Here is a 20512-nt window from a genome sequence, read left to right on the forward strand (position 1 = left end):
CCCGCCTCCACCCCGGCGGCGACCCCCGAACCCGCCGCCGCCCCGGCCGCGAGCGCACCGCCGGCCGCGACCAACGCCACCGGCAGCGCCAGCGCGGCGCTCAGCCCGACCCAGGGCAACGAAGTGGCCGGCGAGGTCAAGTTCACCACCGTCGACGGCGCCGTGCATGTCACCGGCACCATCACCGGGCTCAAGCCCAACAGCGAGCACGGCTTCCACATCCACGAGTTCGGCGACTGCAGCGCGCCGGACGGCAGCAGTGCCGGCGGCCACTTCAACCCGGCCAAGACCGAGCACGGCCAGGTCGGCAGCGATCCGCACCACGGCGGCGACATGCCCAATCTCAAGGCCGACGCCGAGGGCAAGGCGACCATCGATGCGGCGGTGTCCAACAACGTCAACATCGGCAAGGGCGACGGCTTCGACATCCTCAACCACGCGGTGATCGTCCACGCCGACCCGGACGACTACAAGAGCCAGCCCACCGGCAATGCCGGCGGCCGCCTGGCCTGCGGCGTGATCAAGGGCGACGCGGCGGCTGCGCCGGCGCAGTAAGTGCACGCTGGATGACGTTCGCGATGGCGGCGTCCGTGTTGCGGGCGCCGCTGTCTTTCGCTTCCTGGATCCGCTGATATCCGGAAAGTGGCTCCAGTCGCGTCGGATCGAGGCTGCATGAAGCAGAGCGGCATCGTGTGTCGCGCTCAGCGAGGATCTGATTCCGCCAGTCGCCGGCGGACCTCCATCAGGGCGAAGCCCAGCAGGTTCTCGCCCTGCCACGTCGTGGGATCGGCGGCGCGCGGGTCGTCTGCCGCCAGGCCGATGCCCCAGATCCGGTCGACCGGACTGGCTTCGACCAGCACCCTGTCGCCGGTCCCGAGCAGGAAGGTCTTCAGCGCCGCATGCTGGCCGAACTTGCCCAGGTTGCCCGCGATGACCAACTGCATGCGGGCATCGCGCCAGGTGGATTCATCGAAACCCTGGATCTCCCGCCCGATCGCCTTGGCTTCTCCGGGATGCACGGCGGCCAGAATGCGGGCACAGGCGGCATGATCGCCGAACAGCCGCGCTTTGCCGGCCATCATGTAATGCTCGGCGGTGGGGTAGGTCACCGAATCGAGCACGAACGGCGCCTCGAACCATTGGCTGAAGCAACTGCGGTCGATGGCGCCGGGCTGCTTCGGTGTGTGCCCCCAGAAGTGGACGAACTTGAGGTGTTCGCCCGCTTTTTGGCGCGCGCACAGCGCGTCCACGGTCAACACGGTGTGCATGGATGTCCCCGCTGGAAATCAAGTTCGTCTGCACTGCTGCAACCCTGCGATGCCAGGGCAGCGCTGCGCATGCTGCGACATGCCGGTGCGGCCGCCTGTTGCCGCGTCAGCCCGGCATCGCGGTCTCTCTGCAACGCGCGCCTGCCCGCATGCCACCGCTGGCCCGCTTGCTCCGGTCGAGCGGCGCAAGCCAGTGGAAGTGCCGACGCGGCTCAGGCCGCCAGCAACGCCTGCTTGGCGTCCTGCCCGCTCTCGCAATGCACGTACAGCACGGGCAGGCCGTGGGCTTCCAGCACCGCGGCCAGTTGCCGCTGCCGTGCCAGATATTGCTCGTAGACCCGCTGCAGGCGTTCGCAGTCCTGGCGGTCGTAGGCGTAGTGCGCGCACCAACTGGCCGGGTCGAACAGCGCCATGCGCACCTCGCCGCCGCGGTAGCGCAGCAGCGGCTCGGGCGGGGCCTGCAGCCATTCTTCCTGGTCCGGCGCCAGCAGCGCGGTCTCGATCAGCGGCCACAGCGGTGCCAGACCCTGGTTGTCGTACTGCATGGACATCATCGCCGCCAGGTCGTGGCCGGTCAGGTAGCGGGCGTGCTCGATCTCCGCGCCAAAGCCCTTCTGCGCGAGCAGCGCGGTATCGGCCTGCGCCATGCCCTGCGCCAGCAACACGTCCTCCAATGCCTCGGCCACGGACTGCACGGTGTCGGCCGGGCCGCTGAGCAGGAACGGCACCACCCGCAATGCGCCGCCGCGCAGGCCGGCGTCGGCCTGGAACGGCAGCGGCACGCTGCCGTCGGCATCGGTGCCGAAGGCCAGCAGTCGCGGGCCGTCGTGACGGTCGGGCGCGCGGGCGGCGAGTTCCTCCAGGCGCCGGTGCAGCGGCCAACCCGGACGCAACGCTTCGGCCGGGTCGAAATGCGCGCCGGCCAGGCTCAGTTCCAGTTCGCGCACCGCCGGCACCAGTTGCGCCAGGTCGCGGCCGACCTTTTCGGCCAGTTCGGCGGCCTGCGCATGCGGCAGCGCCGGGTGCGCCGGTTCGCGCCCGGAGGACAATTCCAGGGCGATGACCCCGTGGGCGTGGCGAGTGGCGGAGGCTTGGGTCATGGGATTGGCGGTTGGCCCGTCGCGGGCGCATAGCTACACTCGCTTCATTATGCCTGCGCTACCGTGCAGGCCATGTCCCCGACTCCCCTCGCGCGAGGTAATCCCATGCCAGCAGCCCGTCCCGTCGCCATTCTCGGCGGCGTCCGCATTCCGTTTTGCCGGCAGAACACGGCGTATGCGGATGTCGGGAACCTCGGCATGTCGGTGCGCACGCTGGGCGCGCTGGTCGAGCGTTACGGGCTGCACGGGCAGCAGCTGGGCGAAGTGGCGATGGGCGCGGTGATCAAACATTCCAGCGACTGGAACCTGGGCCGCGAGGCGGCGCTGTCCTCCGGGCTGTCGCCGCTGACCCCGGGCATCACCCTGCAACGCGCCTGCGGCACCAGCCTGGACAGCATCATCACCGTCGCCAACAAGATCGCGCTGGGGCAGATCGAGTCGGGCATCGGCGGCGGCTCGGACACCACCTCCGAAGTGCCGATCGTCTACGGCAAGAAACTGCGCGCGCGCCTGCTGGCGGCCAACCGTGCCAAAAGCACCGGCGACAAGCTGCGCGCGCTGACCCGCGGCTTCAAGTTCGCCGAGCTCAAGCCCGAGTTCCCGGGCGTGGCCGAGCCGCGCACCGGCAAGAGCATGGGCGACCACTGCGAGGACATGGCCAAGCAGTGGAACATCTCGCGCGATTCGCAGGACGCCTGGGCGGTGTCCTCGCACCACAAGCTGGCCGCCGCCTACGAGCGCGGCTTCTTCGCCGACCTGATCGCGCCGTTCCGCGGCGTGGAGCGCGACAACATCCTGCGCGCGGACACCTCGCTGGAGAAGCTGGCGACGCTGAAGCCGGCGTTCGACAAGGTCAGCGGCCGCGGCACCCTGACCGCGGCCAACTCGACCCCGCTGACCGACGGCGCCGCCGCGGTGCTGCTGGCCTCGGAAGAATGGGCGCAGGCGCATGGCCACGTGCCGATGGCCTATCTGCGCGATGCGCAGGTGTCGGCGGTGGATTTCGTGCACGGCGAAGGCCTGCTGATGGCGCCGACCGTGGCCGTGCCGGAGATGCTCAAGCGCCATGGCCTGCGCCTGCAGGACTTCGACATCTACGAGATCCACGAGGCCTTCGCCGCGCAGGTGCTGTGCACCCTGCGTGCCTGGGAGAGCGAGGACTACTGCCGCACCCGGCTCGGCCTGGACGCGCCGCTGGGGCAGATCGATCCGGCCAAGATCAACCCGGTGGGCTCGTCGCTGGCCACCGGCCATCCGTTCGCCGCGACCGGCGCGCGCATCGTCGCCACCGTCGCCAAGCAACTGGTCGAACGCGGCGGCGGCCGCGCGCTGATCTCGATCTGCACCGCCGGCGGCATGGGCGTGGTGGCGATCGTCGAACGCTGACCCCGGTGCGGGCGCGGTGCCTGCACCCGTGCCCATATCCTCCCGGGACACGCCTGCGCGCCATCCACCGATCCTTGCGCGCCGGCGCCGCCAGCGCTTACCGCGCTGCATCGGCCGCGCTACCATGCCCGCCGATTCGCCTGCGTCACGCGGGCGACACGGCGCGCAGGGGGCGCAGGCCATGACCGAGCAGGGCAGTTTCAATCCGTACCAGGCGCCCAGCGTCGCCAGTCCGTCCAGCCTGCCGCCGCCGTTGCCGGGCGAGACGTTGTGGCGCGATGGCACGGATTTGCTGTGCCTGCGCGATGCGCCGTTCCCGCCGCACTGTGTGAAGTGCGGGGCGGCGCTGGGCAACGACGAACTCAAGAAGCGCACCTTCTACTGGCACGCGCCGGGCTGGTACGCGCTGATCCTGGTGAGCATCCTGGTCTATGCGATCGCGGCGCTGGTCGCGCGCAAGCGCAGCAGCCATGTGCTCGGGATGTGCGCGGCGCATCGGCGTCGGCGCAACCGGTACATCCTGTTGATCGCCGGTGCCTTCCTGGTTGGCCCGCTGCTGGGATTCGCCGTCGGCGGCGAGAGCGGGTTCTGGCTGGGAGGTGCCGTGTTCCTGGTCATGCTGATCTGGGGCATGTTCGGCGCGCGCATCCTGGTGCCGCGGCGCATGGACGAGCGCTACGCGCGCTACAAGGGCCTGGCGCCCGCGTTCCTGGCGCGCCTGCCGGCGCTGCCGCCGGCCTTGCGGCGCTGAGCGGCCGGACGCGGCCGTCCTACCTTCGGATGCGATGACCGGCGCGCCGCCGGCCTGGGCACACGACGCGGCCCAGGCCTTCTGCCGTGCTCCTCTCGCTGATCGGCGCAGGAGCGATGCGCGTGCGCTGCCGCGTCCGGAAGCGGCCATGACGCGCTTTCGCCGCGGATCAGCATGCCCGGCCTGGTCTTGCAGGCTTGGCCATCTCTGACAACACCGGGACGGACTCAACCCTCCAGCCGCGGGAATCCATGGTCGTCGCGCCGTTCCGTGCTGTCCGGCGCCGGCGCGATTGGGGTCACCGGCGCGACCGGCTCGGGCAGCGGCTGCGCGATGTCGCCGCGCTGCACGCGCAGCGCATTGGCGTAGCAGCGCTGCGCCGCGAGCATGTCGCCGGCGTCGGCATAGCCGTCGCCGAACACTTCCCACGCCTCGGCACCGGCACCCAGCGCCAGCGCGCGGTGCAGGAATTCCTCGGCCTGCGGCCACTGCTGCTGGCGGCTGGCCAGACGCGCCAGGGTCAGCAGCAGTGCCGGGCTGTCCGGATGCGCCTGCAGCCAGCGCTGCGCGCTGGCGCGGCGCGAATCGTACTTCTCCACCGGCAGGCGCCCGTACAGCGCGGCCAGGCCTTCGTCCCAGCGCGTGTCCAGCGCCTGCTCCAGGCTGCGCAGCGCCGCATCGTCCCAGCGCAGGGCGGCCGCGCGCACCGCGTAGGCGGCGACCACCGCCGGCTCGCTGCGCAGCGATTTGGGCAGGCTCTCCCAGCGCTCGGCCAGGGCATTGGCATCGGCGGCCTGGTCCAGCGAGGCCGCGGCCAGGCGCGTTTCCAGCGTGGCGATCGCCTCCAGCGGCAGCGCCTGCTGCTGGCGGATCGCGCCGAGCTGGCCGTAGGCCTCGCCGGCACGACCGATGCGGGTCAGTGCCTCGGTGCGCAGCAACAGCCCGCGCGGCGGCAGCGGCTGCGCCGCGGCCACGTCCAGCGCATTGATCGCATCGACCGGGCGCTGCTGCTCCAGATGCAGTTCGGCCAGCAGCAATGCATGCGCGGCGGCATCGCGTTCGGCCAGGCGCCGCAGATGGCGCTCGGTCGCCTCGCGGTCGCCGCGCGCATCGGCCGCGCGTACCGCGGCGATCAGGGCGATGGCGCTGACCTCGGGGTCTTCGGCGGCGGCGTTGAGCTGCTTCTCGGCCCGCGTCCACTGGCCGGCGTGGGCGGCGGCCAGGCCGTCGAGCAAGCGCGCGCGCGACTGCTTGCGGCGGCGCCGGCCCCAGGCGCGGAACGGGAAGCTGAGCACGTTCCACACCAGCCACAGCGCCAGGAACGCGATCACCAGCAGCAGCGAGGCCTGCGGCAGCGAGGCGATGTAGTCGGTGCCGCCGACGCGCACGATCACCTCGCCGAGCTGGCGCACCTGGTCCTGCCCCAGCCATTGCGCACCGATCACGCCCAGCGCGATGACGATCAACAGCACGATCAGGGAACGAAGGGATTTCATGACGGGCTCCTTGCGTCGCGCATCGCGCGCAACTGTTGCAGGGTGGTTCCGAGTTCGGGAATGGTCGGGCGCAGATCGGCATTGGCCAGGGTGCGCAGCGCGGCGCGGCGTTCGCGCAGCTGCGGCGACTCCGGCCACAGCCGCGACAGCCAGCGCCCGGCGCCGGCCAGGGCGCTGCGATAGCCACGCGTGTCGCCGCGTTCCAGCGCCGCGCGCGCCAGGGTCAGGTCGAGCTGCAGCGCGTCGTGGGCGGCCACGCGCTCCGAGCCGGCGGCCAGGACGCCGCCCTGCGAGGGGCGGATCTTCACCAGCGGCGCCAGCAGGCGCTGCCACAGCGGCTGCTGCGCGCTCTCCGGCAATTGCGTCGGCAATTTGTCCAGGCTGGCGGCGAAGGCATCCAGTTGCGCCGCCAGGCGTGCCTGCGGCCCGTCGCCCAGCGCGTCCAGCGCGGTGCGTTCCTGCAGCAGCGCCTGGCGCAGGTTGAGGAATTGCGGATCGTCGATGCCGTCCAGCACACCGCTGGCCAGCGCGTAGGCACGCCGCGCGCCGGCCGCATCGCCGGCCAGCAGCAGGCGCTGCTGGCCCTGGTTGAGCAGCAGTTCGACCTCGTCCAGGCGCAGCGCCTGCGCGCCGTGACGGTTGGAATCGGCGAGCTTGGCGACATTGGCCTCCAGCAGCGCGCTGCGCTGGCTCAGGCCGAGCATTTCGTCGCGCAGCACGCGGTTGGTGCTGGCCGCGTCCTGCAGCCGCTGCGCGGTGGCGCGCTGGTCGCGGCGCAGGCTGTCCTGGGCCTGCTGCAAGGCCTGCAGTTGCTGCTGCAGGTCCGACTGCTGGGCCAGTTCGCGCGCGCTGCGCGCCTGCCACCAGTCCCAGCCACGCCAGCCGGCGAACGCCAGCGCGGCCAGCGTGGCGAGCACCAGCAGCAACCAGATCCAGCGTGTGGAACGGCGAGGCGTGATCGGGATTTCGTCGGTCATCGGCAGCGTCCTGGGGGCCGTCGCCCGTCGCGAGCAAGGCGGCGGTCGGCGCGGCACCGCCGGAGCATGGCGTGAGCGGCACTGCGGCCGCAACCCGGGCGGCGGCCCGCGTTCAGCGAGGTGGCGAGCGCGTTACGATCGCGGCCGCTGCGGCGACCAACTGCTGCGGCATCGGTCCGGCCGCCTGGGCGACGTCGACGAACCCCAGGTCCGCGGCCAGGGTCGCCAGGCGCGCGCTGGCCGCGACCACCGGCCGCGCGCGCCAGGCCCGGGCCAACTCCTCCGGCAACTGCGCCAGCAGCTGTTGCAGCGCCTCGCCGCTGCTCAGCGCCAGCACACCGGGCGGCGCCGCACGCAGGCGGGCCAGGTCGGCCGCGCGCAGTCGTACCGGTTCGCGCACGTACACGTCCGCGCGCAGCAGCGGGGTGCCGCGCGCCTGCAGGTGTGCGGCGATCAGGCCGCGGCCGCCGGGGGCGGTGATCAGTCCCACCGGCAGGTCGTGCGCGGCCAGTTCCGGCAGCGCCAGCAGGCCGTCGCTGTCCATCCGCGCCGGCGTCGCCACTTCGGCGATGCCGTGCTGGCGCAAGGCGCGCGCCGTGCCTGCGCCCACCGCCAGCCAGCACTGGCCGGGGCGTGCCGCCAGCGGCTGCAGCGCCGCGGCCGCGCGCACCGCCGCCGGGCTGCTGACGATGACCCGCGGCGCAGCCAGCGCCGCGGCCAGGGCCGCGCGGGTGGCGGGATCGGCGCGCGGCCGCAGCCGCCACGGCGATACCGCCAGCACCCGTGCGCCGCAGCGCGCCGCGGCCCGCCGCAGCGGCGCGTGCTCGCCCTGCGGGCGCAGCGAGATCAAGGTCCAGGCCGGGGCGGCGGTTGCATGCGCGCTCATGCCAGGCATTATGCGAGCCCCCACCGGCAGCACAATCGCACCATGGCAGCGGATCTTTCCTTCGAGGCGTTCCTGCAGCAGTTGCAACGGCAGTTCCAGGCCATGCCGCCGGTGGCGGCGCTGCAGGTCGCCGTGCACGAGTATGCCGAGCAGCGCCTGCAGCTGGTCGCACCACTGGCGGCCAACCTCAACGACAAGGGCAACGCCTTCGGCGGCAGCCTGGGCTCGGTGATGACCCTGGCCGGCTGGGGGCTGGTCAACTGCGAGCTGCACCGCGCCGGCCTGCAGGCCGACGTCTACGTCGCCGACAGCCAGGTGCGCTACCTGTCGCCGCTCTACGCCGATCTGCATGCCCAGGCCAATGCCGATGCGGAGGCCGACTGGGCCGTGTTCGTGAATACCTTCCGCCAGCGCGGCCGCGCCCGCATCGGCATCCAGGCCCAGGTCGGCGCGCCCGGCGCGGCCGCGGCGGCGACCCTGAGCGGTCGCTTCGTGGCCCTTGCCAAGGGGTAGGATGCGCGGATCGCGCGCCCCGCGCGCCGCCACCTGGACGCCGCCATGCCCTCGATGTTCCGCGCGCTCGCGCTGCTGTTGCTGCTGGGCTGGACCGGCGCGGCCGTGGCCGGCAGCCGCGCGCAACAGCGCAAGCTCGACGATCTGCAGACCGCCTACGCCGCGGCGGTGCGCTGGAGCGAGTTCGAGACCGCCTGGCAGGTGGTCGACCCGGCCTACCGCCAGGCGCATCCGCTGACCGACCTGCAACTGGAGCGCTACCGGCAGATCCAGGTCTCCTCCTACAAGGTCGGCGGCGGCGCGGTCGGCGACGGCGAGGCGCTGCGCGAGATCGAACTGGGCGTGATCAACCGCAATACCCAGGCCGAGCGCATCGTCCGCTACCGCGAGCGTTGGCGCTGGGACCCCGAGGCCAAGACCTGGTGGCTGCAGGACGGCCTGCCGGACCTGTGGAACGGCCAGTAGCGCGGTCGCCGAGCTGTGCGACAATCGGCGCCCGCTTCCAGCCCCCGAGTCCCGTGAACTTCGAAGAACTGCTCGCCTTCGCCGGCCGCAACCCGATGCTGGCCCTGGCCCTGGTGGGCCTGACCATCGCCCTGATCGTCACCGAAGTGGCGCGCCTGTTCCGTGGCTACAAGAGCCTGCGGCCGGCGGAGCTGACCCGCCTGATCAACGCCGGCAATGCGGTGGTGGTCGACCTGTCGGCCTCGGCCGATTTCGAGAAGGGCCACATCGCCGGCAGCCGCAATGCCACCGCCAGCCAGTTCGGCCCCAAGCACAAGCTGGTGGCCAACGCCAAGGCGCAGCCGGTCGTGCTGGTCTGCCGCACCGGCACCACCGCCGACGGCGCCGCCAAGCAGTTGAAGAAGGCCGGCTTCGAGCAGGTCTACGTGCTCGAGGGCGGCATCGCCGCCTGGCAGCAGGCCGAGCTGCCGCTGGTCAAGGGCCGCTGAGACACCGCGTCCGGTCCGACCTCGAGGGGCGCGGCCGGCGTGTGATAATCCCGTTTCTTTCTGTTACCGAATCCACCGGAGTCAAGCAATGTCCGACCTCACCAACAACGGCGCCGCGGCGCCGGCCGACGCCGCGGCCGGTCCCGCTTTCACCATCGAGAAGATCTACGTCAAGGACGTGTCCTTCGAGTCCCCCAACGCGCCGTCGGTGTTCAACGACAACGCGCAGCCGGAACTGCAGCTCAACCTCAACCAGCGCGTGCAGCAGCTGAACGAGCAGGCCTTCGAAGTCGTGCTGGCCGTGACCCTGACCTGCACCGCCGGCGGCAAGACCGCCTACGTGGCCGAAGTGCAGCAGGCCGGCGTGTTCGGCCTGGTCGGCCTGGACCCGCAGGCGGTGGACGTGCTGCTTGGCACCCAGTGCCCGAGCATCCTGTTCCCGTACGTGCGCTCGCTGGTCAGCGACCTGATCCAGGCCGGCGGCTTCCCGCCGTTCTTCCTGCAGCCGATCAACTTCGAGGCCCTGTACGCCGAGACCCTGCGCCAGCGCGCGCAGCAGGGCGAGGGCCAGTCGCTGGCCGATTCGGAGCCGGCCGGCAACGCCTGAGCGCGTTCGCCGTTGCGCATGCGCGATAACGCCAAGAAGAAGATCGCCGTCCTCGGCGCCGGCTCCTGGGGCACGGCGCTGGCGTCGCTGACCGCACGGCACGGGTATCCGACCGTGCTGTGGGGCCGCGATGCCGTGGTCGCCGAGGCCATCGGGCAGCGCCACGAAAACCCGCGCTACCTGCCGGGGATCGCGTTGCCGGAGGGCCTGCAGGCCACCACCGACCTGGCGGCGGCCATCGATGGCGCCGACTGGATCCTGGTGGTGGTGCCGTCGCATGCGTTCACCGAAACCCTGCGCCAGCTCGCGCCGCTGCGCCCGGCGCAGGCCGGCGTGGCCTGGGCGACCAAGGGTTTCGAGCCCGGGTCGGGGCGGTTCCTGCATGAAGTGGCGCAGGAGATCCTCGGCGAGGAGGTCCCGCTGGCGGTGGTCACCGGCCCGTCCTTCGCCAAGGAAGTGGCCCTGGACCTGCCGACCGCGGTGACCGTGCACGGCGATGCCGCGTTCGCGCAGCAGGTCGCCGATGCGATGCACGGCCCGACCTTCCGCGCCTATACCGGCGACGACATGGTCGGCGCCGAGCTGGGCGGGGCGATGAAGAACGTGCTGGCGGTGGCCACCGGCGTGGCCGACGGCATGGAACTGGGCCTCAACGCCCGTGCCGGCCTGATCACCCGCGGCCTCAACGAGATGCTGCGGCTGGCCGCGGCGATCGGCGCCAAGCCGGAAACCCTGATGGGGCTGGCCGGACTCGGCGACCTGGTGCTCACCTGTACCGGCGACCTCTCGCGCAACCGTCGGCTGGGCCTGGCGCTGGGCCGTGGGCAACCGCTGCAGGAGGCGGTGCGCGCGATCGGCCAGGTGGTCGAGTCGGTGCAGACCGCCGACGAGGTGATGCGCCAGGCCGAGCGCCACGGCATCGATCTGCCGATCTCCAACGCGGTGCGCGCGGTTCTGCATGGCGAGCTGACCCCGGCGGTCGGCCTGCAGCAGCTGCTGGCGCGCGAACAGAAGCCCGAGTACCCGACCACCTTGTTCAGTTGATCCGGCTACCGCCGGACACGAAAGCGCCCGGCCTGGCCGGGCGTTTGCGTGTCTGCATATCCGTGGGTCAGTGATGCGCCGGATCGGCAGGCAAAAAAAAGCCCGGTCGTGGGACCGGGCTTTCCGAACCGCGCGCGGCGGGAGAGAGAGACGACGCGCGCGGCGCTAGGCAACGCTTACCAGCTGAAGCGCGGGCCGACGAACCATTCCTTGTCGCCGTGGCGGTCCATCTTCAGGTCGGCGCTCAGGCCCCAGTTCTGGTTCAGCTTGGCCTGGGCGCCCAGACGGCCGTAGAAGGTGCCTTCCGGATTGACGCCGTCCTTCTTCAGGTAGTCCTCGTAACCACCCAGGGCATAGACTTCCAGGTACGGGTTGAACGCGGTGCGGATACCCGCTTCGGCGCTCCAGCCGTTGAACTTGGTGCCGTATTCCGGGGCGAAACGGTTGTAGGCCACGCGGGTCACCAGGTCGGTGCTGGTCGCGATCTCGTGGTTGTAGCCGGCGCCGACGCGCCACTGGTCGACGCGTGCGTCGGCAAAGTCGGTCTTCTGGCGGTTGAAGTCGCCGAACACGCTGAAGTTCGGGTGGAACGCGTAGGAACCCTTGACCGCCCAGCCGTCGGCATCGGCGCCGCTGGCGTCGGTCTTGACGTAGCCGGCTTCGGCATAGTTGTAGGAAAGGCCTTCGGCGGCCGAAGCGGCGAACGGCAGGGTGGCCAGGAGGCCGAGAGCAAGCAGAGAGGTCTTCATAATCGGGGTACCTTCGTTATTGGTTTGTCGGCGCTGAGGCGTGGGGCCGTTCGCTGCCGATATGTAAATTATCCGTTAGCGACCCGAACTCGCCCTGAATCCCAAACCGACCAGTCCATAAATTAAACGCCCCGTTCAGGCGCTCGCGATGCATTGTTGTGATGCGCGCCGTTGCATTCCAGGCAACAGGGAATTTCAGGACTGTCGGCGCAGGTGGCGACGCCCACCGCGTGCGAGCGGCACGCTACATCGCGGCAAGCGTCTCGATCGCCGCGCGCACGCGCTGCCTGTCCATGGGCACGACCGAGCGGTGGATGGTCGCGCCTTCGATGAAGGCATCAATGGCGGCGGATGCGGCGACGGAGAACTGCGTTTCCAGGGCGGCCCGGCTCCTGGCCATCCACTGCTGCATGATCGCGGTCATCTCCGGATGCCGGCGGGCGAACGCATACAGTTCGTAGCTCAGCAGCAGCACCCGCGGGGACGCCGTCCCCTCGGCGAAGATGATGTTCACCACCGCCTCGCAGGCCTGGTCGCGGTTCTGCGCGGTGCGGATTTCGGCGGCGAAGTCGGCGGACACCTCCTGGGAAAATCGGGTGAACGCGGCGACCAGCAGGTCGTGCATCGAGCCGAAATAGTAGGTGGTGGCGCTGAGCGGAACGCCGGCTTCCTCGGCGACCTTGCGGAAGGTGGTGCCGGTGACGCCGTGGTCCAGAACCACCCGCAAGGTGGCCTGCTCGATCGCTTCCTTCCGGTGCGGATCCTGGCGCCAGGTCCTGCCGCTCATGTGTCCAACGCTGTTTTCGACGAAGGCCGATGATCGCAGTTCGCGGTTGACGCCTCAATTGGTACGAATGTACAAATTCGCCGATGAGGTCGACGAAGGCCATCGCCGCGATGGCGCCTCCGAAACAGCGACGTGAGGAGCAGTGCGATGGCGAATTGCGGGGAGCAGGACGTGGATACCGGTCGTCGGGCGACCCTGGGTGGGCTCGCCGCCGGCAGCGTCGTGCTGGCGAGCGGTGCGCGCGCGGGGGCAGCTTCCGGCTGGGAGGCGGGCACCTGGCTCAACGCGCCCAAGGTCCATCGGATCCTGCCGGGCGGCGTGCTCGAGGTCGTCACCGACAAGGGCGGCGATTTCTGGCGCGAAACCCATTACGGGTTCACCCGCGACAGCGGGCATTTCCTCGGCATCGCCGCGCCCGCGCGCTTCACCTGCCAATTGCGCGTGCGCGGCAAGTTCGAGCAGCTCTACGATCAGGCCGGCCTCATGGTGCGGGTCGACGAGCGCCGCTGGGTCAAGGCCGGGATCGAACTGAGCGATGGGCGGCCGATGCTCAGCAGCGTGTTGACCGACGGCCGTTCGGACTGGGCCACCGGCCCGTACGAAGCGGACGCGTCGGATTTCTGGATGCGCGCCACCGTGGACAAGGGCGTGCTGCGCCTGCAGGTCTCGCGCGACGGGAAATCATGGCCGCTGGTGCGGTTGTGCCCATTCCCGGTCGCCTCCTCCTATCTCGTCGGCCCGATGACGTGCACACCGGAACGGGAAGGATTGATGGTCCGCTTCTCCGACTGGAGCCTGGGGCCGGTGCTGGGCAAGGATCTGCACGATCTGTCCTGACGCCTGCAGTGCCGTGGCGCGGGTTGCGCCAGCGATGCAGCGATAGAAGACTGGATGGCGCGTTGCCAGGCGACGCGCGCCGTACGCTCAGTCGGCGCCGGGAAAGCCCAGTTGCCGCCACGCCTCGAACACCACCACCGCGACCGCGTTGGACAGGTTGAGGCTGCGGTTGTGCGGCTGCATCGGCAGGCGCAGGCGCTGCGCGTCGGGCACTTGCTCCAGCACCGTGTCCGGCAGGCCGCGGGTTTCCGGGCCGAACAGGAAGGCGTCGCCGTCGGCGAAGGCGGGCGTGTCGTAGCGGGTGCTGCTGCGGGTGCTGAGGGCGAACAGGCGGCGCGGGGCGATGGCCTGCAGGGCCGCATCCAGCGACGCATGGACCTGCAATCGTGCGTACTCGTGGTAATCCAGGCCGGCGCGCTTGAGCTGACGGTCGCCGAGGTCGAAGCCCAGCGGCTCGATCAGGTGCAGTTGCGCGCCGGTGTTGGCGCAGAGACGGATGACGTTGCCCGTGTTGGGCGGAATTTCGGGCTGGTACAGCAGAACATGCAGCGTTGGGGTGGCGATCATCGGCGCAGTGTACGCGCCGGCGCGGAGGCCTTGGTGCCGATTCAGCGCACCAGGCCGACCGCCAGGTCCTGGCCCAGCTTCTGCAGGCTCGGCTGCAGCTGCAGCATCGCGGTGTCCAGCGTCTCGCCGACCACGTCGCCGATCGCCAGCATGCTGCCCATGTCCGCATCCGGACGCACCTGCACGGTGGCCAGGGTCACCACGTGCTGGCTGGCGGCCTGCTCCTGGTTGCGCTGGGCGATCTGCTCGGCCGAGGGTCGCACCTGCACCGCCGCCAGGGTGGCGATGCGGCTGGACAGTTCGGCGTCGCGCTGGGCGATCTGCTCGGCCGAGGGGCGCACCTGCACGGCCGCCAGGGTGGCGATGCCGCTGGCCTGTTCGATGCTGCGCTGGGCGATCTGCTCGGCGGAAGGGCGCACCTGCACCGCATCCAGGGTGGTGATCTGCGTGGCGGCGAAGGACGGCGCGGCGAGCAGGGCGGCGATGGCGGCGGTCAGGAGCAGGGCGGTGGTCTTCATGGCGGGCCTCGTTGGTGTTGTTGATCAGTGGTGTGGTAGTAAGGTAGTACACCTAATCAGGGGTTGCAAGAACTTTTTTGCGCCCGGTTGTTTTATTAAGCTTTCATTCACTTAATGCCGGTGGCTCTTGCGCTTGCGGATGTGTAAGCAGACCGCGTGCCAATTCCAAGTTTCTGTTTTTGAAAGAGAATTTTCCTTGGCGATGTGTCCGCGGGCGGACACCCGGGCGCTCGCGTACGCCGGACGCGGACACCGCGGCGCCGTCGGAGGCGGCAGCCGACCCGCTGATGGGTCGGAGGTGACGCCGTTGCAGAAGGGCGTCAGCGACAACGGCGGACTGCGCGCCGTGCGGTACGCCCGGTACGATCGGCATTCACCGGCTGTTTCACTCGCCCCAAGGAAGAAGGAATCCGCATGACCGTCTCGACCCGCCCGCGTGGCGCCCTGTTGGCCGTCGCCCTGTCCGTCGCGCTCGGCGCATTGAGCTACGCGCCGCCTTCGACGGCGGCCAGGCCTGCTGCCGCCGCGTCGGTGGATATCGCCTACGAGCAATTCACCCTGCCCAATGGGTTGCGGGTGGTGGTGCACACCGATCGCAAGGCGCCGATCGTGGCGGTCAACCTCTGGTACCACGTCGGCGCCAAGGACGAGCCGGCCGGGCGCACCGGGTTCGCGCATCTGTTCGAGCACCTGATGTTCCAGGGCAGCGAGAACCACCACGGCGAGTTCTTCGAGCCGTTCAAGCAGGTCGGCGTCACCGACCAGAACGGCACCACCAACAGCGACCGTACCAATTACTTCGAGAACGTGCCGACCACCGCGCTGGACATGGCGCTGTGGATGGAGTCGGACCGCATGGGCCACCTGCTCGGCGCCATCGATCAGGCGGCGCTGGACGAGCAGCGCGGGGTGGTGCAGAACGAGAAGCGCCAGGGCGAAAACCAGCCTTACGGGCAGGCCTGGAGCCGGCTGAGTCGCGCGCTGTACCCGGCCGGCCACCCGTACCACCACACCGTCATCGGCTCGATGAACGACCTCAACGCGGCCTCGCTGGCCGACGTGAAGCAGTGGTTCCGCACCTGGTACGGTCCCAACAACGCGGTGCTGGTGCTGGCCGGCGACATCGACGTGGCCACGGCCAAGGAGAAGGTGACGCGCTACTTCGGCGACATCCCGGCCGGCCCGAGCATGGCCCAGCCCAAGGTCGACGTGGCCCAGCGCAGCCAGTCCACCCGCGAGACCATGACCGACAAGGTGCCGCAGACGCGGATCTATCGCGTCTGGAACGTGGCGCAGACCGGCACCGAGGACGTCGACCGCCTGCAACTGCTGGCGCAGGTGCTGGGCGGCGCCACCTCCTCGCGGCTGGACCGGCGCCTGGTCCACCAGGACAAGCTGGTGGATATGGTCAGCGCCTCGGTCTGGCCGTCGCAGCTCGGCTCCGGCTTCGGCATCATCGCCATGGTCAAGCAGGGCGTGGATCCGGCCAGGGTCGAGGCGGCGATCGACGAGGAACTGCGCCGGCTGCTGGACAAGGGGCCGGACAAGGCCGAACTGGCGCGCGCCAAGACCGCCTTCCGCGCCGGCTTCATCCGTGGCGTCGAGCGCATCGGCGGTTTCGGCGGCAAGGCCGACGTGCTGGCCGAGTGCGCGGTGTACACCGGCGACCCCGGCTGTTTCCGTACCTCGCTGGCGACCATCGCCGAGACCCGCCCGCGCGATCTCACCGCCGTCGGCCGCAAGTGGCTGGGCAAGGGCGACTACACCCTGCTGGTGCAGCCGGGCGAACGCGTGGCGCAGGCCGAGGAGCCGACGGTGCAACCGGCGCCGCTGAATCCGCCGCCGGTCGATCCCAAGTACCGCACCCTGCCCAGCGTGGTCGACCGCAGCGCCGGCCTGCCCAAGACCACCCAGTTTCCGAAACTGACGTTCCCGACGCTGCAGCGCGCGACGCTGAAGAACGGCACCACGGTGATTCTGGCCGAACGCCACGAGGTACCGGTGGTGCAGTTCAGCTACGAGTTCCAGGGCGGCTACAGCGCCGACCAGGGGCGCAAGCCGGGGACGGCCAACTTCACCATGGGCATGCTCGACGATGGCGCCGGCGAGCGCGATGCGCTGGCGTTCGCCGATGCGGCCGAGGCATTGGGGGCGTCGCTGGCGGCCGGCGCTGCGCTGGACGGCAGCAATGCCTACCTGTCGGCGCTGAAGGAGAACCTGGCGCCGTCGCTGGCGCTGTACGCGGACATGCTGCGGCGGCCGCGCTTCGCGCCGAACGAGATCGAACGGGTCCGCGCCAGCTGGATCGCCAGCATCCGCCAGGAGAAGGCCCAGCCCAACGGCGTGGCGATGCGGGTGCTGCCGCCGCTGCTGTACGGCGTCGGCCATCCCTACGCGATGCCGTTCAGCGGCATCGGCACCGAGGCGGCGATCGCGGCCCTGCAGCGCGAGGATCTGGTCGACTTCCACCGCGACTGGGTGCGCCCGGAGCACGCCACCCTGATCGTGGTCGGCGACACCACCCTGGCCGAGATCGTGCCGCTGCTGGACGCGCAGTTCGGCGACTGGAAGGGCGAAGGGACGGCGCCGTCGGTGCCGGTCCCGGCCCGCGTGGCTCGGCCGGCCAAGCCACGCGTGTACCTGATCGACCAGCCCGGCGCGGTGCAGGCCAACCTGTTCGCCTCGGAACTGGTGCCGCCGACCACCGATCCGGCGGCGGTCCGCTTCGACATCGCCAATGGCGTGATCGGCGGCGACTTCACCTCGCGCCTGAACATGAACCTGCGCGAGAACAAGCATTGGTCCTACGGCGCGCGCAGCGGCGCGGCCAGCGCCCTCGGCCAGCGGCCGTGGACCGCGTCGGCCCCGGTGCAGATCGACAAGACCGCCCCGGCGCTGCAGGAGATGTACAAGGAGATCAGCGCCTTCGCGAGCGGCAAGGCGCCGCCGACGGCGGAGGAGGTGGCGCGCATCCGCAACATCCAGACCCTGAGCCTGCCGGGCGCCTACGAGACGGCCAGCGCGGTGATGGGCGCGATCGGCGGCATCGTCCGCTACGGCCGCCCCGACGACTACGTGTTCAAGCGCAAGGCCGAGATCGAGGCGATGACCCCGGCGCAGGTGCGCGAGGCGGCGTCGATGCTCGACCCGAACACCTTGACCTGGGTGGTGGTGGGCGACCTCAAGCAGATCGAGGCGCCGGTGCGCGCGCTGAAGCTGGGCGAGGTCACCGTGATCGATGCCGACGGGGTACCGCAGGGCGGGGCGGCGGCCCCGGCGCCGCGCTGAGTGCGGCGGTGCGCGTTGGCGATGGCCGGCGCGCGCCGCCTGCCGGCGCCGGCAGGCCGACGGTGTCATGGCCGATTCAGCGTTTTGCGGCACAATCCGGATTCACCTGCCAACGGGCCCGTCCATGCGTCTACCGATCGCCTTCGTCCTGCTCGCCACGCTCGCCGGCTGCACCTGGGTGCCGATGGCGCCGGAAGGCAAAGGGGTGCGGGTCCTGCCGCCCGGTCAGGCCGCCAGCGGCTGCGAGAAGCGCGGCGAGGTGGTGGTGTCGGTGAAGAGCAGCGTCGGCTTCTATCAGCGCAACCCGCTGCGGGTGCGCGAGGAGCTGGAGACCCTGGCCCGCAACGAGGCGCCCGGCGTGGGCGCCAACACCGTGCAGGCGATGGGCGACCCGGTCGACGGCGACCAGCGCTTCACCGCCTACCAGTGCGGCGGCCGCTGAACCGCTCAGACCATACGCTTTCCGGGGATTTGTTAAAGATGCGGTAAAACGGTGTAACCGCTAGAATTGGCGCCCCCTCGCCTGACCCTGGCGTACACCTCGATGCTCTTCACCAACGTCTCGATCGCGGGACTGGCGCATATCGACGCGCCGCACACGCTGACCTCCAAGCAGATCAACGCGCGCCTGCAGCCTACCCTGGACCGGCTGCGGATCCGGGCCGACGTGCTCGGCGACATCGCCGGCGTCCACGCGCGGCGCATGTGGGACCAGGACCTGCAGGCGTCCGACGTGGCGACGCTGGCGGCGCGCAAGGCGATGGGCGATGCGGGCATCGAGGCGGGGCAGGTCGGGCTGCTGGTCAACACGTCGGTGAGTCGCGATTACCTGGAGCCGTCCACCGCCAGCATCGTCGCCGGCAATCTGGGCGTGAGCGAGCAGTGCATGACCTTCGACGTCGCCAACGCCTGCCTGGCCTTCATCAACGGCATGGACATCGCGGCGCGCATGATCGAGCGTGGCGATATCGACTATGCGATGGTGGTCGATGGCGAGACCGCCAATCTGGTGTACGAGAAGACCCTGGAGCGGATGGCCTCGCAGGACCTGACCGCCGACGCCTTCCGCGACGAAATGGCGACCCTGACCCTGGGTTGCGGTGCGGTGGCGATGGTGATGGCGCGTACCGACCTGGCACCGGATGCGCCGCGCTACCGCGGTGGCGTGACCCGCTCGGCCACGCAGTGGAACACCCTGTGCCGGGGCAACATGGACCGCATGGTCACCGACACCCGCATGCTGCTGATCGAAGGCCTCAAGCTGGGCCAGAAGACCTTCGCCGCCGCGCGGCAGGCGCTGGGGTGGGCGGTGGACGAACTGGACCAGTTCGTCATCCACCAGGTCAGCCTCCCGCACACCAAGGCCTTCATGAAGAGCTTCGGGATCGACCAGAAGAAGGTCATGACCATCTTCGGCGAATACGGCAACATCGGCCCGGCCAGCGTGCCGATCGTGCTGAGCAAGCTGCGTGAGCTGGGCCGCCTGAAGAAGGGCGACCGGATCGCGCTGATGGGCATCGGCTCGGGCTTGAACTGCTCGATGGCCGAGGTGGTTTGGTAAGCGAGGCATGCACTGCGGTGCACCCTGTTGCAAACATGCATAATTTCCTTCTGAAATTATGCATGTCCATGCAGAAATGCATCTAAACTCCGCTTTTCTTTGCACGTGGCGGCCTCGATGCCCCTCTCTGCCTTACAGCAGCTGGATCCGGCCCGCTTCGACACCACGGCGATCCTGAAGCGACTCACGATCGCCAGCCGCAGTCTGGCGGAACTGAAAGGTGTCGCCGCCAGCATCCCGAACCAGAACATCCTGATCAATACGCTGACCCTGCAGGAAGCCCGGGACAGTTCGGCGATCGAAAACATCGTCACCACCCAGGATGACCTGTATCGCGAAGACGATCCGGCCGATGCGACCGGCACCGCGATCAAGGAAGTGCTGCGTTATCGGCAGGCGCTGCGTGCGGGATTCGAGCAGGTGCGGACATCGGGGTTGCTGACCCTCAACACGATCGTCGACATCCAAGAACAGCTCGAATGCAATCGTGCAGGTTTCCGCAAACTGCCTGGGACGGCATTGCGTGACGGGCTGGGGCGCGTGGTCTACGAACCGCCGCAAGGCGCTGACGATGTCGTCCGCCTCATGGGCGAACTGGAGCGCTTCATTCACGATGCACCGCCATTCACGGCAGATCCGCTGGTGAAGATGGCGCTGATCCATCACCAGTTCGAAAGTATCCATCCGTTCTACGACGGCAATGGCCGTACCGGGCGCATCCTCAACGTGCTGTACCTGGTCAAGGAGCGCCTGCTCGATATTCCAGTGCTGTACCTCAGCCGGCACATCGTCCGGACCAAGCCCGAGTATTACCGGCTGTTGCAGGCGGTGCGCGAAGACGATGCCTGGGAAGACTGGGTGCTGTACATGCTCGATGCCGTCGCCATCACCGCGGCCGAAACTGTCGCCACCATCGTCGCGATCAAGGCGTTGTTGCAGGAGACCAAACAGCGCGTGCGCGAGACCTACCGTTTCTACAGTCAGGACCTGATCAACAACCTGTTCAACCATCCGTACACGCGGGTGGAGTTCGTGCAACGCGATCTGAGCGTCTCGCGTCTGACCGCCACCAAGTATCTCGATCTCCTTGCGCAGGACGGAGTACTGGAGAAGCGCCGGGTCGGCCGCAACAACTACTATGTGAATCTCCCTCTGTTCGAGTTGCTCGGGCGCGGCGCCGAGACAACGGCCTCCGCCTGAAACGTCACGGCGCTTTCGCCATCG

22 protein-coding genes are annotated in these 20512 nt (G+C 69.7%); 13 read left to right on the forward strand and 9 right to left on the reverse strand.

All coding sequences use genetic code 11. From position 1 onward, the window contains the following. Positions 1 to 555, forward strand: a 555-nt coding sequence (locus CEK68_RS06440; RefSeq protein WP_226977793.1) for a superoxide dismutase family protein, incomplete at its 5' end; no start/stop codon positions are given. A gap of 146 nt (positions 556 to 701) precedes the next feature. On the opposite strand, the gene CEK68_RS06445 is transcribed toward CEK68_RS06440, so the two are convergent. Together CEK68_RS06445 and CEK68_RS06450 are read right to left on the reverse strand one after the other, a co-directional pair. Next, a complete protein-coding gene (locus CEK68_RS06445; RefSeq protein WP_152238915.1) occupies positions 702 to 1268 on the reverse strand; it encodes an NADAR family protein in 567 nt (188 codons plus the stop codon). A gap of 212 nt (positions 1269 to 1480) precedes the next feature. Then, complete coding sequence (locus tag CEK68_RS06450) at positions 1481 to 2368, reverse strand: hypothetical protein (RefSeq protein ID WP_152238916.1); 888 nt, start codon at positions 2366 to 2368, stop codon at positions 1481 to 1483. Between the two features lie 105 nt (positions 2369 to 2473). Here CEK68_RS06450 and CEK68_RS06455 point away from each other — a divergent pair, with 105 nt between their 5' ends. Beyond that, complete coding sequence (locus CEK68_RS06455; protein WP_026143786.1) at positions 2474 to 3754, forward strand: acetyl-CoA C-acetyltransferase; 1281 nt, start codon at positions 2474 to 2476, stop codon at positions 3752 to 3754. Positions 3755 to 3935: 181 nt separating this feature from the next. After that, positions 3936 to 4505: a hypothetical protein gene (locus CEK68_RS06460; RefSeq protein WP_148830358.1), complete on the forward strand. Its 570-nt coding sequence runs from the start codon at positions 3936 to 3938 to the stop codon at positions 4503 to 4505. A gap of 227 nt (positions 4506 to 4732) precedes the next feature. Here the strand turns inward: CEK68_RS06460 and CEK68_RS06465 are convergent, their stop codons facing one another. The 3 genes from CEK68_RS06465 to CEK68_RS06475 form a co-directional block, all read right to left on the reverse strand. Then, positions 4733 to 6001 carry a heme biosynthesis HemY N-terminal domain-containing protein gene (locus CEK68_RS06465; protein ID WP_148830357.1) on the reverse strand — a complete coding sequence of 423 codons (1269 nt, stop codon included), beginning with the start codon at positions 5999 to 6001 and terminating at the stop codon, positions 4733 to 4735. Next, a complete protein-coding gene (locus tag CEK68_RS06470; protein ID WP_017908650.1) occupies positions 5998 to 6978 on the reverse strand; it encodes a uroporphyrinogen-III C-methyltransferase in 981 nt (326 codons plus the stop codon). The genes CEK68_RS06465 and CEK68_RS06470 overlap by 4 nt, the downstream gene beginning before the upstream one ends. A 112-nt stretch (positions 6979 to 7090) precedes the next feature. Continuing rightward, positions 7091 to 7873 carry a uroporphyrinogen-III synthase gene (locus tag CEK68_RS06475; protein ID WP_152238917.1) on the reverse strand — a complete coding sequence of 261 codons (783 nt, stop codon included), beginning with the start codon at positions 7871 to 7873 and terminating at the stop codon, positions 7091 to 7093. A 33-nt stretch (positions 7874 to 7906) separates the two neighbouring features. Between CEK68_RS06475 and CEK68_RS06480 the strand changes: the two genes are divergently transcribed. The 5 genes from CEK68_RS06480 (at position 7907) to CEK68_RS06500 (ending at position 10981) form a co-directional block, all read left to right on the forward strand. Beyond that, positions 7907 to 8377, forward strand: coding sequence for a YiiD C-terminal domain-containing protein (locus CEK68_RS06480; protein WP_043094080.1), 471 nt, complete (start codon positions 7907 to 7909; stop codon positions 8375 to 8377). Between the two features lie 45 nt (positions 8378 to 8422). Further along, positions 8423 to 8842, forward strand: coding sequence for a hypothetical protein (locus CEK68_RS06485; RefSeq protein ID WP_026144149.1), 420 nt, complete (start codon positions 8423 to 8425; stop codon positions 8840 to 8842). A gap of 53 nt (positions 8843 to 8895) precedes the next feature. Beyond that, positions 8896 to 9330: a rhodanese-like domain-containing protein gene (locus CEK68_RS06490; protein WP_152238918.1), complete on the forward strand. Its 435-nt coding sequence runs from the start codon at positions 8896 to 8898 to the stop codon at positions 9328 to 9330. Positions 9331 to 9418: 88 nt separating this feature from the next. Continuing rightward, positions 9419 to 9937 (forward strand): protein-export chaperone SecB, encoded by a 519-nt coding sequence (secB, locus tag CEK68_RS06495; RefSeq protein WP_017907745.1) that lies wholly within the window; start codon positions 9419 to 9421, stop codon positions 9935 to 9937. 18 nt (positions 9938 to 9955) lie between these two features. Next, on the forward strand, positions 9956 to 10981 hold the full coding sequence (locus CEK68_RS06500) for an NAD(P)H-dependent glycerol-3-phosphate dehydrogenase (protein ID WP_148829788.1): 1026 nt from the start codon (positions 9956 to 9958) through the stop codon (positions 10979 to 10981). Between the two features lie 176 nt (positions 10982 to 11157). Here the strand turns inward: CEK68_RS06500 and CEK68_RS06505 are convergent, their stop codons facing one another. Beyond that, complete coding sequence (locus CEK68_RS06505; RefSeq protein WP_226977794.1) at positions 11158 to 11793, reverse strand: Ax21 family protein; 636 nt, start codon at positions 11791 to 11793, stop codon at positions 11158 to 11160. A gap of 181 nt (positions 11794 to 11974) precedes the next feature. Next, positions 11975 to 12517, reverse strand: coding sequence for a TetR family transcriptional regulator (locus CEK68_RS06510; protein ID WP_152238920.1), 543 nt, complete (start codon positions 12515 to 12517; stop codon positions 11975 to 11977). 147 nt (positions 12518 to 12664) lie between these two features. On the opposite strand from CEK68_RS06510, the gene CEK68_RS06515 reads away from it, so the two are divergent. Then, on the forward strand, positions 12665 to 13354 hold the full coding sequence (locus CEK68_RS06515; RefSeq protein WP_152238931.1) for a DUF1349 domain-containing protein: 690 nt from the start codon (positions 12665 to 12667) through the stop codon (positions 13352 to 13354). Positions 13355 to 13441: 87 nt separating this feature from the next. Here CEK68_RS06515 and CEK68_RS06520 read toward each other — a convergent pair whose 3' ends face one another. Together CEK68_RS06520 and CEK68_RS06525 are read right to left on the reverse strand one after the other, a co-directional pair. Beyond that, positions 13442 to 13921, reverse strand: a complete 480-nt coding sequence (locus CEK68_RS06520) for a tRNA (cytidine(34)-2'-O)-methyltransferase (RefSeq protein WP_017907740.1) — start codon at positions 13919 to 13921, stop codon at positions 13442 to 13444. A 41-nt stretch (positions 13922 to 13962) separates the two neighbouring features. Then, on the reverse strand, positions 13963 to 14439 hold the full coding sequence (locus CEK68_RS06525) for a hypothetical protein (protein WP_152238921.1): 477 nt from the start codon (positions 14437 to 14439) through the stop codon (positions 13963 to 13965). A 414-nt stretch (positions 14440 to 14853) separates the two neighbouring features. Here CEK68_RS06525 and CEK68_RS06530 point away from each other — a divergent pair, with 414 nt between their 5' ends. The 4 genes from CEK68_RS06530 (at position 14854) to CEK68_RS06545 (ending at position 20488) form a co-directional block, all read left to right on the forward strand. Continuing rightward, positions 14854 to 17727 (forward strand): pitrilysin family protein, encoded by a 2874-nt coding sequence (locus tag CEK68_RS06530; protein WP_152238922.1) that lies wholly within the window; start codon positions 14854 to 14856, stop codon positions 17725 to 17727. Positions 17728 to 17851: 124 nt separating this feature from the next. Further along, positions 17852 to 18169 (forward strand): DUF4156 domain-containing protein, encoded by a 318-nt coding sequence (locus CEK68_RS06535; protein ID WP_017907737.1) that lies wholly within the window; start codon positions 17852 to 17854, stop codon positions 18167 to 18169. A gap of 102 nt (positions 18170 to 18271) precedes the next feature. After that, positions 18272 to 19288: a 3-oxoacyl-ACP synthase III gene (locus CEK68_RS06540; protein WP_017907736.1), complete on the forward strand. Its 1017-nt coding sequence runs from the start codon at positions 18272 to 18274 to the stop codon at positions 19286 to 19288. Positions 19289 to 19405: 117 nt separating this feature from the next. Further along, positions 19406 to 20488, forward strand: coding sequence for a Fic family protein (locus tag CEK68_RS06545; RefSeq protein ID WP_152238923.1), 1083 nt, complete (start codon positions 19406 to 19408; stop codon positions 20486 to 20488). Positions 20489 to 20512: the final 24 nt, after the last annotated feature.

The organism is Xanthomonas sp. LMG 12461 (genome assembly GCF_009192935.1).
GTDB classification, from domain to species: Bacteria; Pseudomonadota; Gammaproteobacteria; order Xanthomonadales; family Xanthomonadaceae; genus Xanthomonas_A; species Xanthomonas_A sontii.

What these genes read in the sequence shown, in the direction of transcription:
- CEK68_RS06470 (WP_017908650.1), bottom strand. Translation starts at nt 6,978, where the DNA reads ATGACCGACGAAATCCCGATCACGCCTCGCCGTTCCACACGCTGGATC.
- CEK68_RS06525 (WP_152238921.1), bottom strand. Translation starts at nt 14,439, where the DNA reads ATGAAGACCACCGCCCTGCTCCTGACCGCCGCCATCGCCGCCCTGCTC.
- CEK68_RS06460 (WP_148830358.1), top strand. Translation starts at nt 3,936, where the DNA reads ATGACCGAGCAGGGCAGTTTCAATCCGTACCAGGCGCCCAGCGTCGCC.
- CEK68_RS06475 (WP_152238917.1), bottom strand. Translation starts at nt 7,873, where the DNA reads ATGCCTGGCATGAGCGCGCATGCAACCGCCGCCCCGGCCTGGACCTTG.
- CEK68_RS06455 (WP_026143786.1), top strand. Translation starts at nt 2,474, where the DNA reads ATGCCAGCAGCCCGTCCCGTCGCCATTCTCGGCGGCGTCCGCATTCCG.
- CEK68_RS06450 (WP_152238916.1), bottom strand. Translation starts at nt 2,368, where the DNA reads ATGACCCAAGCCTCCGCCACTCGCCACGCCCACGGGGTCATCGCCCTG.
- CEK68_RS06545 (WP_152238923.1), top strand. Translation starts at nt 19,406, where the DNA reads ATGCCCCTCTCTGCCTTACAGCAGCTGGATCCGGCCCGCTTCGACACC.
- CEK68_RS06500 (WP_148829788.1), top strand. Translation starts at nt 9,956, where the DNA reads ATGCGCGATAACGCCAAGAAGAAGATCGCCGTCCTCGGCGCCGGCTCC.
- CEK68_RS06520 (WP_017907740.1), bottom strand. Translation starts at nt 13,921, where the DNA reads ATGATCGCCACCCCAACGCTGCATGTTCTGCTGTACCAGCCCGAAATT.
- CEK68_RS06535 (WP_017907737.1), top strand. Translation starts at nt 17,852, where the DNA reads ATGCGTCTACCGATCGCCTTCGTCCTGCTCGCCACGCTCGCCGGCTGC.
- CEK68_RS06530 (WP_152238922.1), top strand. Translation starts at nt 14,854, where the DNA reads ATGACCGTCTCGACCCGCCCGCGTGGCGCCCTGTTGGCCGTCGCCCTG.
- CEK68_RS06510 (WP_152238920.1), bottom strand. Translation starts at nt 12,517, where the DNA reads ATGAGCGGCAGGACCTGGCGCCAGGATCCGCACCGGAAGGAAGCGATC.
- secB (WP_017907745.1), top strand. Translation starts at nt 9,419, where the DNA reads ATGTCCGACCTCACCAACAACGGCGCCGCGGCGCCGGCCGACGCCGCG.
- CEK68_RS06465 (WP_148830357.1), bottom strand. Translation starts at nt 6,001, where the DNA reads ATGAAATCCCTTCGTTCCCTGATCGTGCTGTTGATCGTCATCGCGCTG.
- CEK68_RS06480 (WP_043094080.1), top strand. Translation starts at nt 7,907, where the DNA reads ATGGCAGCGGATCTTTCCTTCGAGGCGTTCCTGCAGCAGTTGCAACGG.
- CEK68_RS06515 (WP_152238931.1), top strand. Translation starts at nt 12,665, where the DNA reads ATGGCGAATTGCGGGGAGCAGGACGTGGATACCGGTCGTCGGGCGACC.
- CEK68_RS06485 (WP_026144149.1), top strand. Translation starts at nt 8,423, where the DNA reads ATGCCCTCGATGTTCCGCGCGCTCGCGCTGCTGTTGCTGCTGGGCTGG.
- CEK68_RS06445 (WP_152238915.1), bottom strand. Translation starts at nt 1,268, where the DNA reads ATGCACACCGTGTTGACCGTGGACGCGCTGTGCGCGCGCCAAAAAGCG.
- CEK68_RS06540 (WP_017907736.1), top strand. Translation starts at nt 18,272, where the DNA reads ATGCTCTTCACCAACGTCTCGATCGCGGGACTGGCGCATATCGACGCG.